Below are 12,855 nucleotides of genomic sequence, written 5' to 3' on the forward strand. Positions count from 1 at the left end.
CTTAGCCTCCGATTGATGCTCGCCCGATGCAGGAATAACTAAAGCCATGCTCGGCCATTTCTGCGGGGTCATATACATTTCGCAAATCCACCACGATAGGTTGGTTCAGCGCAGATTTGATGCGATCCAGATCCATGCCGCGGAACTCGTTCCATTCGGTCAGAACCACCATCGCGTCGGCACCTTCAAGGGTGTCAAAGGCGGTATCGCAATAAGTTACGTCTTCAAGAATCTTTTTGGCTTCTGTCATGGCTTCCGGATCATAAGCCTTCACCACTGCACCAGCGGCAATCAGGGCCGGAACGATATCAAGGCTTGGCGCGTCACGCATATCATCGGTATTCGGCTTGAATGCCAAACCAAGGATGCCGATGGTCTTACCCGCAACTGAACCGCGACATGCCGCAATGATACGATCCGCCATGGCTTTTTTGCGTCTGGCATTGACATCGACCACAGTTTCAATAATGCGCAACGGGCTATTATGTTCCTGCGCGGTGCGGACCAACGCCAATGTATCTTTCGGGAAGCAGGACCCGCCGTAACCCGGCCCCGGATGCAGGAATTTCTTTCCGATACGGCCATCAAGCCCGATCCCGCGTGCAACATCATGAACGTCGGCACCAACCTTTTCACAAAGATCGGCGATTTCGTTGATGAAAGTGATTTTAGCCGCAAGGAAGGTATTGGCCGCGTATTTGATCATTTCCGACGTTTCGCGCGAGGTGAAAACAATCGGCGTTTCGATCAGATAAAGCGGTCGATAAAGATCACGCATCACGTCACGTGCCCGTTCATCACTTGTCCCGATGACCACGCGGTCCGGGCGCATGAAATCACCAATTGCCGATCCCTCGCGCAGGAATTCAGGGTTCGAAACCACGGCGAATTCCGCATCAGGACGCCGTTCCCGAATAATGCGCTCAACCTCGCGCCCGGTTCCCACCGGAACCGTTGATTTCGTTACAATGACGGTGAAGCCTTCGATGGCATCGGCAATTTCTTCGGCGGCAGCGTAAACGTAGCTAAGATCGGCGTGACCATCACCACGGCGGGTCGGTGTTCCCACCGCGATAAAGATGGCCTCGGCCCCTTTCACACCTTCTTTGAGGTCAGTGGTGAATTTCAGGCGACCTGCCTTGACGTTGTTTTCAACAAGAACATCCAGTCCCGGTTCATAAATCGGCATGATACCGTCTTCGAGACGGGCGATCTTGGCTGCATCCTTGTCCACACAGATGACTTCTGTACCGAATTCCGAGAAACAGGCACCGGAAACAAGCCCCACATATCCGGTCCCGATCATTGCTACGCGCATGAATTTTTACCCTGGTAGTGATGATAGCTGGCAGAAGTCTGTCCCGGCTCCTGCCAGCAAATTTAAAATGGATTTCTGCTATTCTGCGGCTTCGCCTTCGGCGAATTCATGAATAAGGTTGCGCACATCATCGCGCATGTCTTCACGTGCGAGCGCAAAGGACATGGTCGCCTTGAGGAAGCCAATCTTGTTACCACAGTCGAAACGACGTCCTTCGAAGCGATAGCCGTAGAACGGTACTTTTCCGATCATGGCAGCCAGTGCGTCAGTCAACTGGATTTCATTACCTGCCCCACGCGGAATATTCTCAAGAACTTCAAAGATGCCCGGATCAAGGATATAGCGGCCAATTGCCGACAGGGTTGACGGTGCGTCTTCGGGCTTCGGTTTTTCGACCATGCCACATGCGCTAACCAGTCGGCCATTGGTGCCTTCGACTTCAAGCACGCCATAACGCTGGGTTTCCTCGCGCGGGACGTCCATAACAGCAACCATGTTGCCACCTGTGCGGCCATAGCTTTCGACCATCTGCTTCATGCAGGGTACTTTTGACTGGATAAGGTCATCCGCCAACAAAACGACGAACGGTTCGTCGCCGACAAGGGATTTGGCGCACAGAACCGCATGGCCAAGCCCCAGCGGGTTACCCTGGCGGGTATAGGTCACGCGACCATTTTCCGGAATCATCGCAAGCGAGGTTTCCAGCGCATCATGTTTGCCACGTTCCATCAGGATCGCTTCGAGTTCGGCGGAACGGTCAAAATGGTCCTCAATCGCGGTTTTGCCGCGACCGGTTACAAAAATGAATTCCTCAATGCCTGCTGCAATAGCCTCTTCGACAGCATATTGAATAAGCGGCTTGTCGACGACCGGCAGCATCTCCTTGGGCATCGCCTTGGTTGCTGGCAAAAAGCGGGTTCCCATACCCGCCACCGGGAATACTGCCTTCTTGATTCGCTTCGACATGCCTTTTTTCCTCTGTTTTGGCCGCGTCATACCCGCTTCTCCGCATTCGGCCAATCTTATGCTTCTGCCACATTTCAAGAACGCGGATCAAGCGAGCGCACTGTTCATCCGTTTCAATCTTTACATAGCTGTAACAGGAGGCTTCGGGCAGCATTGATTTTGGACGCAAGATAATCCGATCCGCCGTGATCCGGATGGACCGCTTTGATCAGAGTCTGATAAGCACGATTGATATCTTCGCGGGTCGCACTTTCCGACACGCCAAGAATCTTTCGGGCTTCGTCTGCATTCATTTCTCCGCTACGAAATCCCTTGTCAGCTTGCTCGTTACCCTGTCCGGCTCTTGTGTTTCCATCATCATGTGCATCCCGGGTTTCATGCCAGTTATGCCAACCGGAACAATCCGGTCGCCGTTCCAGATAGGATTCCAGAACAGTCCGGCTTTGATCTTGCGCGTTGCAACATTCAATATAAAAAGCCCGTAGCTCGTCAACCCCGAGTGCATCAAGATCCCGCCCGGCCATTGCGCCCAGCACAATCGTGCCACCCAACTGACCGCTATCGTGATCAAGATACATATGCAGATAGTCCGTTTTTATTTCAGACACCCGTCCCGAACCGGTACCGGAACGCCCCGAAGAACGACCACCACCGCCCCACGACCGGGCAGGACCGAACATCCTGCGCAATAATGGCCACAATAAGCCGATTTTGAGGATTCTAACGAGGAAGGGTATGGCAGCAACAAGGGCGGCAACCATCGCCGCGAGCTTGCCGGTCAGAAGCAACCAGGCAGCAAGCCCGCCCAACAACAGGACAATCGCCCATAAGCCGAGCCTTTTAACGTCCTTCGGCTCAGCCGATGATAACCACCGAATGCCAAATCCGACACCGATGAAAAGCCCGACCCCCAGTAAAAACCATTGCATTACGAGGGTTTCCGCAGTTGGTTGCCCAAAAGTTTCACTTCCTGTGACGACTTTTTACTGCCGTATTCATCAAGAGCGACAATACCCCCTACAGCATAGCTCGCCACAGCCCCCAACAAGTCGCGTAAACGATCCGCAGCATTGGCATCAAATCGCGCAAAGGCCCCACCGGTAATCCGGGCGATCTCGCGAAAAGCTGTTTCTGCCTTCGGGTCATATCCTTCCTGAAACATGAATGCCTTTATGCCTTTCAAGGCCAACTGCCCGGCCAACCCGGCCAGATTATCAAGGTCTTCCTCAAGGCAATCACCGACATAAATCAAGGCATTGATCTTTTTATCGCGCGCCTGACCTTCGACATGACCCAAAACGCGTGCAAGCTGTGTATGCCCGGCCTGACAGGTAACTTTGGTCATGAAATCGCGTAACTTCGTCGCATCCCTGCACCAGCCGCTGGCCTTGCATTCCGAAAGACCGCGGAAGAACACCAGTTGGATATCAAGTGTGCTGCCGGTTTCAGAAACCGCATCGAACATTTCCGCCTGCAGAACCGCGGCGTTATCCCAACTGGGCTGACGGCTGGCCGTCGCATCCATGGCAAAGATCAAGCGGCCCTTTGCAGGTCCGGATGCCGGTGCAACATTTGCCAGCACACGTGCTTTGTCCAGAAAAGCATCAACATCCGTCCGGCTTGAATATCCGGGCGCAAGATGGCCTTTCTGCGTGGTTTGCTTTGCGGACGTCGTTTTCTTTTCAGACACAGGCACCAACCGGTTTTATCGGGCTCTATCGTCCTGATATAGGGGCGCTTATATCAGATCGGCAACTCTTCGCCATCCGCCGGTGTGAAGCCGATTATTTCAAGCAACGCACGAACTTCCTGCCGGGCCGCCATATGCGACATGCTGAGCGGGATGCCAACCCCCTTCTCGCGAAGGTCAAGCAGCGTCAAACCTTTCAGGAACAGTTCCCTGTAGATTACGCGTTCGCCAAAGCCGGGCGCAACACGGAAGCGTATGCGGGCGGCCAGCTTGTCGACGATTTCGGCGATGTCACGTTTGTTGCGCGCATCAAGATGCGACAAACGATTTCGCATCACGATCCAGTCAATGGTTCCGCCGTCAACAGCCGCACGGCGTTTACGCGCATCCCAGACCATTTCGGCATAAATGCTTGGCCCCTTGATATCAAGGCTATCGGGATCAATACGCGCCAGCATATCAAGATCAATGTAACTGTCATTGATCGGGGTCACCAGCGTATCAGCACAGGAATGCGCAAGACGCGACAGATAATTGTCACTGCCCGGGCAATCCATGACCACGAAATTGCGGCTCATGACCAATTCACCAAGCGCCTTGGTGAAGCGGTCCCGTTCGTCAAGCTTGGCGGCATTGCCATCATCAAGCTCGCTACGGTAAATCGGACGATGATCCGGAACGGGCAGTTTCAGCTTTTTCTGCCCGTTGAATGAAATACGGTTTTCAACATACCGGGTCAGCGTTCCCTGGCGGGCATCAATATCAAGCGATCCGACGGAAAATCCCATTTTCATCAGCGATACAATCAAATGCATCGCGGTTGTCGATTTGCCGGACCCGCCTTTTTCATTGCCAATCACGATCACATGAGCGCGCTTCGTGCCCGGCTGTTTGGCGGTAGCGGTTTGTTGGCCTGCGCTTTCCCCGGTTGCGCCGGTCTCTTGCACCGTCATTGCAGTTTGCTCCGTTATTCAGGCAATTTCTGTCCGCTGGGCCGAAACCCTCACCCCAATGACCGTCTTTGCCCGGAAAAATCAAGAACAAAGAATTTCATCGACAGCAAGTTGTATACTGGTCCCTAGCCAATCTATCACCGTACAGGTAAAGATAGGAGTAGGGAAAAATGATTTCCCCAGCAATAACATGAAGGAAGGACGCAAGGTGACCTATCGCGGAGCCCTGTTGGGCGGCGTCATGGCCGGCACTTTGATGATTCAGGGGATGGCACCTGCAAATGCGCAGGATGCCGGCGGATTCGAGCAAATCCCGGCCGACCAAAGCCCGCTTTCATTCGAAGCAGACATGCCCGTGACGACCGTCTTTTTGCGTCAATATCGTGAAAACAGCACTGTCTTTGTAGGTCGCTGGCTGGCCCCCGCACCAGAAGGCAGCCTGAAGGGAGCAAATGAGGACCTGTTCCTGGAGAGCGTTTTTTCGACTTCCGCCCCCGGATTCACATTCAGCACCGAAATACCATCCAGCCAGTTGCTGGAAATGTTTGACGGATTACGCGATAACACTACCACCAACGGTATCAATTTTACGCAGGACACCCGATACGGGCCAATCACGATGACACCGTTCACCCGGGCCGGATCGCAATGCGTGTCGTTTGTCGGCCAATGGAACCCGGATACCCCGACAACGCGCGGCAGTCGTCTGCTGGGGTATTACTGCGATCCTGTTGCCTACCAAAACGTGACCGATTTTATGCCGCCAGCCGAAAAACTCGATGCGGTTGATGCACAGCTTTTCGGAGCAAGATTCTTTGCCAAACTCGACATTCAGCTTCCGGACGGGGTTGTAAAACCTGCGCCGACAGTCATCCCCGAAACCGTTGGCAATCCCGTTCCGGCGGAATTGCCTGACAGCAATGTTGCGGTAGCACCGGCAGAAGGCCTGCCGATCAGCAGCAACTGGCAAGGGTCGCGGGGTCAGGGCATTCTTAAATTCGATCAGCCATCGGGCGAAGGTACGATGATTATCGATAGCGACGCGCGCCATTGCGAGGGCATCTGGCGTCACGATGGCGGTGCCTATCAAAGCAACACATTGCCGTTTGGCAGCTGGTATGTTTTCTGCGACGATGGGGCATCCGCCCGCGGCCACTACACCAGTGAAGACCCGGGCAGCGTTACCGGCGAAGGTCAGGACAATCAGGGCCAAGCCGTCTATTTCCGCCAACTCAATTCTTAAGCCCCGGACAAATTTGCCAATATGACCACCGATATCCAAACCGTCATCATCGGGGCCGGCGTCGTCGGTCTCGCCTGTGCGCGTAACCTTGCCAGAACGGGCCGCGAAGTTCTGATCATCGAACGCCACGATGCAATCGGAACCGAAACCAGCGCTCGTAACAGCGAAGTCATTCATGCGGGCATCTACTATCCAAAAGACAGTCTGAAGGCGAAGTTCTGCGTTGCCGGGCGGGACATGCTGTATCGCTATTGCGCAGAAAACGGCATTGATCACAAACGTACAGGCAAACTGATTGTTGCCACCCATGAAGACCAGATTCCCGCGATGCGTGACATCGAAAAGCGCGCCCGGGAAAATGGTGTAACCGACCTTGTCTGGCTGGATGGCCGTGAAGCAACCGCACGAGAACCGGCATTGAGCTGTGTCGCGGCCCTTGAGAGCCCGTCGACCGGTATTGTCGATTCCCATCAGCTTATGGTGACCCTTCTGGGCGAAGCCGAGGCAAATGGTGCAACATTGGCGCTTAATACCGAGGTTACGTCGGCAAAGTTCGAAAACGACATTTTTACCATCGAAACGCGTGATCGCGACGGTCAGGAAATGAGCCTGACCTGTGCGGAACTTCTTATAGCGGGCGGTCTGCATAGCCAAACACTGGCCCATAACTTTACCGGCTTGCCGGAAGCCAGCATTCCGCCACAGCATTATGCGCGCGGTTGTTATTTCACATTGTCGGGCAAAGCCCCCTTCTCGACCCTGATTTATCCTGCACCGGAAGATGCCGGACTTGGCATTCACCTGACCCTTGATCTCGGCGGCCAGGCGCGTTTCGGCCCGGATGTAACCTGGGTTGACGAGCCGAACTATGACGTGCCCGAAGAAAAACGTGCCGGATTTGCCGCCGCAATTCGCAAATATTATCCGGCGCTGGATGAAAATGCCCTGCAAACCGGTTATGCCGGGGTGCGTCCGAAAATACAGGCACCAGGCGAAACGGCACATGACTTTCTGATTTCTGCACGGGATCGCCACGGCATTGACGGTTTGGTTATACTTTATGGCATTGAATCACCGGGATTGACGGCATGCCTTGCAATAGCAGACCATGTCGAAGGTGTCCTGTCACGGCAGCAGGTAAAGGCAACGTCATAATGGCAGAAACAGGCTGGCAAAAAGTATCGTATCCGATCAAGGATGATGCTTCAAAAGCACAGAGCAGATCGCCGCTCGGCTGCCGCTGGAGGTTTGTACTTGTGGCATGTGGTGTCCTGCTTGGCAGTCTGTGTACTGTCATGCCTGTCGAGAACAAGGCCTATGCCCAGCAGCTTGAACCTTTTGTACCTGCCCCGAATAGCTTGAGCACACCCGGCAATCGAAATGAAGCAACTGGAACCGAAAAGCCGGATGTTCAGTTCGCCGATGAAATGCGCAATTTTGTCATCCAGCTCAGCCGATGGGCAAAATCATATCGCAGCGATTTTTCGATCATTGCTTTAAACGGGTTGGAACTGACGGAATATCTGGAAACCACCCTGTTTGCATCGCGTGGCACTGCCGAGCCGGCACGAAATTATTTGCGTGCGCTTGACGGTATCATGATCGAAGCACCGTTTTACGGTTATGATAACTATGGTGAGCCGACCGATAGCGAGGAAACCAAATATATCCTTGATTATATGGATCGCCTGAAATCGGCCGGGCTGGAATATTTTGCCCTGGATTATACCGATAAAAGCGATGCACAGCAGTCTGCCCGCCAGAAGCTGCGTGATTTCGGCGCACTATATTATGCTGCCCCGCCACCGGACAAACAGCTTTCGACATTGGCAAAGGTGCCGCGCACGCCGATCAGTGCCAATCCGCATATCATTGACAATATTCGGGATGCGAAGAATTACGGGATTGTGCTGGACAGTTCGCCTTATGGCACCAAGGAAGCCTTTATCGATGCGCTGATTGATACCAATTACGATGTCCTGATTATCGATCCGTTCCATCGCGGTACAATCCCGTTGACCTATGACGACATGAAGCGCCTGCGCTACAAGAAGGTCGGCACGCCGCGCACCATTCTGGCCTATCTCAATATCGGAACGGCAGAAACCTATCGCTATTACTGGCAGAATAACTGGCGTGCCGGCAGCCCTGAATTTATCAGCGAAGGCAGTCTTGACGGCCGTTGGGGGCAGGAGCACCATGTTTATTACTGGTCACCAGCCTGGCAGAATATCCTGTTTGGCAGCGAGAACAGCTATCTTGGCGGTATCATGAAGCTTGGATTTGATGGCGTGGTGCTGGGCGGATTGGGTGAATACAGCTGGTGGCTGGATTATTAATCCGTAGCCTCATCACAAGTCCGGGATGTACATTTTGACCATTTGACGGTGACAGAGCAGATCGGGCACTCTTGCTTCATTGTAAAAACAATGTGCTGCGGATTTGCAGCCGCCGGAGGCTTTGAATGTCGACCCCGATCATCCATTATTTCTTTGTTCAGTCACCCTGGTCGTTTTTCGGTTTTCGCCGCGCTGTCGAAATCGCGCGCAAACATAACACGCCGATCATCCACAAGCCCTGCCGGGCAGCGGATGTGTGGCAACATGGCGGCGGCGTTCCCCTGGCACAACGTCCAAAACCGCGTCAGGAATATCGCATGGTGGAAATGAAACGCTGGGCGGACTTTCTGAATATTCCGATCAATTTGCAGCCCGCCTCGTTTCCGGTGGATGAAACATTGGCAGCACGCACCATCATTGCAGTTCAGGAAGAAGGCAAGGACACGACCGGACTGATTGAAACGCTGATGGGGGATATCTGGCTCAGGGACCGTAATATTGCCGAACCACAAACTGTCCGCGAGGCACTGACCAGTAACGGTTTGTCCGGCGAATATCTTGAGCATGCCGATTATCCGTCAATCGCCAACATTTATGATGCCAATTGCGAGGCAGCAAAAGCCGACAACATTTTTGGCGTCCCGACCTATTTCGCAAACAGCGAAATGTTCTGGGGACAGGACCGGCTTGATTTCCTTGATCGTGCTCTTGCGAAATAAAGGCTCATTCAGACCTTCTTAAAACAACAAGGGCGGGGATCAACCCGCCCTTGTTGTTTCGGCCAATGGCCCAATATCCCGTTCTGCCGGTTAGTCACGGCGTTTGACGTGATCGACAACAAACCCGTCGCAAGACGGATAGGTGTTTTCGATCATGGCAAGTGCCTTGTATTCGTCCTTGGCAGCAACTTCATGGGTCTGCACATCCGCCCAGCGATCATCAAAAACCTCGTGGGAACGATTTTCTTTGACGCATTCACGAACGGCCTGATTGTGCAGTTCAACCTGAAATACGGTCTGGCGTGGGTCTGTAAAAGCAGACATGTCCGCCCGGTCTCCTTACTTTTGCCTGCGACGTCCGCCCAGACGTCGCTTTGTCCTGAACCGGGAATTTCATAAAAATGAAACGCCCAACCACGAGTGTGGAACAAGTGGCTTAACGAGCCGTAAATCGTCCGGCTGGATTTCATATTTAATTGAATTGATCCGGAATGAAGTGTGCCGGTTTTGCATGGCAGGGGCCAAAACGGCGCAATTCTGCGGCGCAGCACGAATTTTGCGGCAATGCGATTTTGCAGATTTCGCGGCATTACTGATCAAGAAGACGTTTTTTTTTCGCGTGGGCATCCATATGGATAAAAGGACACACGACGCGGAACAGCCAGTACATAAAATTGCTATCGCCCCTTAATCCGCATTTCAGTACGCGAAATATTATTTCAAAGCGTCGCCTCCACGATCACAAAATTCCATCTTTTGTCGCCCGTTTTATGGAAACGGTCTTTTTTAACCCAGACGCGATTTTGAAATTGATCAAAAGGCCAAGGCATCAAACATAAAGGGATAACCAAGGGCCCACCCTTGCAAAATAACGAGCTTGCGCCAGGAGGCGACACCAGGATGAACGTTTTTTCCGATCCCGCATTTGATGGCCACGAACAGGTTGTTTTCGCGAGTGATCCCGACACCGGCTTGAAAACAATTATTGCCTTGCACAATACCAATCTTGGCCCGTCGCTGGGCGGTTGCCGCATGTGGCCGTATGCAACCGAACAGGAAGCAATCCACGATGTACTGCGCCTGTCGCGCGGCATGACCTATAAGTCGGCCCTTGCCAATCTGCCGCTTGGAGGCGGCAAGTCGGTCATCATCGGTGACCCGCGCAGTCAAAAAACCCCGGAACTGTTTCGTGCCATGGGCCGGGCCGTGGAACGGGTCGGTGGGCGATACATCGTCGCCGAAGATGTCGGCACCAGCCCGGCTGACATGGAACAGATCGCAAGCCAGACAAAGCATGTCGGCGGTATCAATGACGGTAAAGACCCGGCACGAACCGGCGACCCGTCCCCCTTTACCGCCTATGGCGTATTTATCGGCCTGAAAGAAGCAGTGCGTTTCAAAAACGGTCATGAGGATTTGGCCGGTCTGCGCGTTGCGGTTCAGGGACTTGGCAATGTCGGATATCACCTTTGCCGCATGCTGCATACAGCGGGGGCGCGTCTGGTCGTGTCCGACCTGAATGCGAACAGCGTCAACAGGGCTGTCGACGAGTTTGGTGCCACTGCCGTTTCAGTTGACGAAATCCTTTATACCGATGCCGATATTCTGGCACCTTGTGCGCTGGGCGGTGTCGTCAATGATCGCAGCATCGACAAAATCCGCGCACGCATCATCGCCGGAGCAGCCAACAATCAGCTTGAAGCAGATCGCCACGGCGAGATGCTGCGCGAGGCAGGCATTCTTTATGCGCCAGATTATGTGATCAATGCCGGTGGCGTGGTCGAAGTTTACTATTGCCGTGAAGGCAGGCCGGTGAGCGAAACCAATAAGCATATCGAAGGTATCGCTGGCACCGTACGGGAAATCTTTGAACGTGCAGACCGCCAAAACCTGTCGACCGGTTTTGTTGCGGATCGTCTGGCCGAAGAACGGTTCGGGAAGTAACGTCGATACTATTCAAGTTCCACAAAAGAACCGCAATCACGGTGCGATTGCGGTTCTTTTGTTCTTTTCCCAAACGGATGATCAGTTGTGCTGATAAACCGGCGTTCCCTGAAATTCCGTCGCATTGGGCGTAATATTATCAGCAACCGGACCTTCCATAAGCGGGCTGTCAACGGCTTGCTGTTCAGGAACAAAATCACCGGGAAGAAAGCGATCAGGGGCAATGGGGGCCTGATCGATCATTTCCGGAAAGGATCGCGTATCAGGTGACAATGCAGGCTGGCTGACACCCGGTTCACGCATCGCGTGGCGGATATGTCCAGCGAGATCGAAAACGCGCTGCACACCACCGTCCGATGCCAACCCATAAGCCAGCGGTCCATCAGCCCAAGATGCGATGGCAACACCGCCACGCTCATCGATCTGAATATCGGAAACCCCGGTCCGCCAGCGTGGATGAAGCATCAACACCAGCCTTTGCCCCTGATCGTTGATATAACTGATCTTTACCGCATTCCCGTTATCCGATGGAATCGTCTGGTTTCCAGCCATCTGGAAACCTTCCGCTGACAAGTCGGGTAACCGCATTTGCAATGCAATATGCCCTGAAAGCCATGATGTCGAACGCGATCCATCCTGCAATCCCAACGACATGTCAGTATTGTTACCTTGTTCATTGCCCGGTGATTGCAGTGAAACCGCTCCTATGCCAGATCCCTCTTCGCCAACAGCGGGTCCGGTACTCATTCCTTCGACGCTGCGCTGATAGCTGCTAAGCGCACTATGAACAACGGCCTCTCGTTGCCACACAGCACTATCGTTGGAAATCCGGCCAAGATACCAACCGGTCATACCTGTCGCCAGCAACACACTCGCGGCCACAGTGCCGCGCATTATATGAGCCATAAGATGACGCGGTCCGACAACAAGAGCATTCCGCAACCTTTCCGGGACCGGTTCATACAGGACCGGATCATATAAACCCCGAATTTCCTTGTCCTGACGGGCAAATGCATCAACCCGCACAGCCACTTCGGGATTGTCGTGCAAATATTGCTCGACTTCGGCATGACGTTGCGGATCAGCGGCCAAACTGCCATCGGCATAAGCCAGCAGGTCAATTTCGGTTATTGGCTCTTGCGGCTGACTCATTTCACCCTCCTGAGCTGGACATTGGCATCCCCCGAATACAGACTGCGCAAATGGTCACGTCCGCGCGATAATCGGGATCGCACTGTTCCCACCGCGATTCCGAGAATTTCAGATGCCTCGTCATAAGTTACACCTTCAAGGGCAACCAGAAGAATAACCGCCTTTTGCTCTGGCACCAGCAGCTCAAGCGCATCCCCGATATCGCGACAAACAGCTCTCTTTTCCTGACGGGCAGGGACAGAAAGCTGTGCGTCAGAAACATCATCGACAGATGTTTCACTACGCTGGGCACGTTTCTGGTTCAAAAAGAGATTATAAAGCATCCGAAACATCCAGCTGCGTACGGAACCCGTACTGTGCCACAAATGCTGTTTGCGAATAGCGCGCTCGAGACAATCCTGTACGAGATCATCAGCACGATCCTGATCGCGAACCAGCGACCTTGCGAAGCGGCGCAAATGCGGAATCTCGCGCGCGATGCGCCACTTGATATCTTGTTGCTCTGATTTTTTTGCCATGACAGCACAACAA

At 53.5% G+C, this 12,855-nt stretch carries 13 protein-coding genes; 5 read left to right on the top strand and 8 right to left on the bottom strand.

Going from position 1 to position 12,855, the window contains the following annotated elements:
• Window position 1 precedes the first annotated feature (1 nt).
• From LG297_RS13485 to LG297_RS13505, 5 genes are all read right to left on the bottom strand, one after another.
• The gene (locus tag LG297_RS13485; protein WP_404421061.1) at window positions 2-1,318 is read right to left on the bottom strand and encodes a UDP-glucose dehydrogenase family protein; all 1,317 of its coding nucleotides are present in this window, start codon (window positions 1,316-1,318) and stop codon (window positions 2-4) included.
• A 78-nt stretch (window positions 1,319-1,396) separates the two neighbouring features.
• Window positions 1,397-2,284: a UTP--glucose-1-phosphate uridylyltransferase GalU gene (gene galU / locus LG297_RS13490; protein ID WP_404421063.1), complete on the bottom strand. Its 888-nt coding sequence runs from the start codon at window positions 2,282-2,284 to the stop codon at window positions 1,397-1,399.
• Window positions 2,285-2,397: 113 nt separating this feature from the next.
• Window positions 2,398-3,213, bottom strand: coding sequence for a DnaJ domain-containing protein (locus tag LG297_RS13495; RefSeq protein ID WP_404421065.1), 816 nt, complete (start codon window positions 3,211-3,213; stop codon window positions 2,398-2,400).
• Complete coding sequence (locus LG297_RS13500) at window positions 3,213-3,974, bottom strand: VWA domain-containing protein (RefSeq protein ID WP_404421067.1); 762 nt, start codon at window positions 3,972-3,974, stop codon at window positions 3,213-3,215. The genes LG297_RS13495 and LG297_RS13500 overlap by 1 nt, the downstream gene beginning before the upstream one ends.
• A gap of 53 nt (window positions 3,975-4,027) precedes the next feature.
• Window positions 4,028-4,927: a division plane positioning ATPase MipZ gene (locus LG297_RS13505; RefSeq protein WP_404421069.1), complete on the bottom strand. Its 900-nt coding sequence runs from the start codon at window positions 4,925-4,927 to the stop codon at window positions 4,028-4,030.
• A 208-nt stretch (window positions 4,928-5,135) separates the two neighbouring features.
• Between LG297_RS13505 and LG297_RS13510 the strand changes: the two genes are divergently transcribed.
• The 4 genes from LG297_RS13510 to LG297_RS13525 all read left to right on the top strand — a co-directional run bounded on the left by LG297_RS13510 (window position 5,136) and on the right by LG297_RS13525 (window position 9,228).
• Window positions 5,136-6,170 (top strand): hypothetical protein, encoded by a 1,035-nt coding sequence (locus LG297_RS13510; protein ID WP_404421071.1) that lies wholly within the window; start codon window positions 5,136-5,138, stop codon window positions 6,168-6,170.
• Window positions 6,171-6,191: 21 nt separating this feature from the next.
• Entirely contained in the window at window positions 6,192-7,325 is a 1,134-nt protein-coding gene (locus tag LG297_RS13515) for an NAD(P)/FAD-dependent oxidoreductase (protein WP_404421073.1), read from the top strand.
• A gap of 101 nt (window positions 7,326-7,426) precedes the next feature.
• Window positions 7,427-8,509 carry a hypothetical protein gene (locus LG297_RS13520; protein ID WP_404421075.1) on the top strand — a complete coding sequence of 361 codons (1,083 nt, stop codon included), beginning with the start codon at window positions 7,427-7,429 and terminating at the stop codon, window positions 8,507-8,509.
• Window positions 8,510-8,634: 125 nt separating this feature from the next.
• Window positions 8,635-9,228 (top strand): 2-hydroxychromene-2-carboxylate isomerase, encoded by a 594-nt coding sequence (locus tag LG297_RS13525; protein WP_404421077.1) that lies wholly within the window; start codon window positions 8,635-8,637, stop codon window positions 9,226-9,228.
• Between the two features lie 90 nt (window positions 9,229-9,318).
• On the opposite strand, the gene LG297_RS13530 is transcribed toward LG297_RS13525, so the two are convergent.
• Complete coding sequence (locus LG297_RS13530; protein ID WP_404421079.1) at window positions 9,319-9,552, bottom strand: hypothetical protein; 234 nt, start codon at window positions 9,550-9,552, stop codon at window positions 9,319-9,321.
• A 576-nt stretch (window positions 9,553-10,128) separates the two neighbouring features.
• Between LG297_RS13530 and LG297_RS13535 the strand changes: the two genes are divergently transcribed.
• On the top strand, window positions 10,129-11,172 hold the full coding sequence (locus tag LG297_RS13535) for a Glu/Leu/Phe/Val dehydrogenase dimerization domain-containing protein (protein ID WP_404421081.1): 1,044 nt from the start codon (window positions 10,129-10,131) through the stop codon (window positions 11,170-11,172).
• A gap of 81 nt (window positions 11,173-11,253) precedes the next feature.
• Here the strand turns inward: LG297_RS13535 and LG297_RS13540 are convergent, their stop codons facing one another.
• Window positions 11,254-12,324 carry an anti-sigma factor family protein gene (locus LG297_RS13540; RefSeq protein ID WP_404421083.1) on the bottom strand — a complete coding sequence of 357 codons (1,071 nt, stop codon included), beginning with the start codon at window positions 12,322-12,324 and terminating at the stop codon, window positions 11,254-11,256.
• The gene (locus LG297_RS13545; protein ID WP_404421085.1) at window positions 12,321-12,842 is read right to left on the bottom strand and encodes an RNA polymerase sigma factor; all 522 of its coding nucleotides are present in this window, start codon (window positions 12,840-12,842) and stop codon (window positions 12,321-12,323) included. Before LG297_RS13545 ends, LG297_RS13540 begins: the two co-directional genes overlap by 4 nt.
• Window positions 12,843-12,855: the final 13 nt, after the last annotated feature.

It is taken from the genome of Thalassospira australica (assembly GCF_044790785.1).
In the GTDB taxonomy this organism is placed as follows: domain Bacteria; phylum Pseudomonadota; class Alphaproteobacteria; order Rhodospirillales; family Thalassospiraceae; genus Thalassospira; species Thalassospira australica_A.

What these genes read in the sequence shown, in the direction of transcription:
- LG297_RS13495 (WP_404421065.1), bottom strand. Translation starts at nt 3,213, where the DNA reads ATGCAATGGTTTTTACTGGGGGTCGGGCTTTTCATCGGTGTCGGATTT.
- LG297_RS13530 (WP_404421079.1), bottom strand. Translation starts at nt 9,552, where the DNA reads ATGTCTGCTTTTACAGACCCACGCCAGACCGTATTTCAGGTTGAACTG.
- LG297_RS13535 (WP_404421081.1), top strand. Translation starts at nt 10,129, where the DNA reads ATGAACGTTTTTTCCGATCCCGCATTTGATGGCCACGAACAGGTTGTT.
- LG297_RS13540 (WP_404421083.1), bottom strand. Translation starts at nt 12,324, where the DNA reads ATGAGTCAGCCGCAAGAGCCAATAACCGAAATTGACCTGCTGGCTTAT.
- LG297_RS13525 (WP_404421077.1), top strand. Translation starts at nt 8,635, where the DNA reads ATGTCGACCCCGATCATCCATTATTTCTTTGTTCAGTCACCCTGGTCG.
- LG297_RS13505 (WP_404421069.1), bottom strand. Translation starts at nt 4,927, where the DNA reads ATGACGGTGCAAGAGACCGGCGCAACCGGGGAAAGCGCAGGCCAACAA.
- LG297_RS13545 (WP_404421085.1), bottom strand. Translation starts at nt 12,842, where the DNA reads ATGGCAAAAAAATCAGAGCAACAAGATATCAAGTGGCGCATCGCGCGC.
- LG297_RS13515 (WP_404421073.1), top strand. Translation starts at nt 6,192, where the DNA reads ATGACCACCGATATCCAAACCGTCATCATCGGGGCCGGCGTCGTCGGT.
- galU (WP_404421063.1), bottom strand. Translation starts at nt 2,284, where the DNA reads ATGTCGAAGCGAATCAAGAAGGCAGTATTCCCGGTGGCGGGTATGGGA.
- LG297_RS13485 (WP_404421061.1), bottom strand. Translation starts at nt 1,318, where the DNA reads ATGCGCGTAGCAATGATCGGGACCGGATATGTGGGGCTTGTTTCCGGT.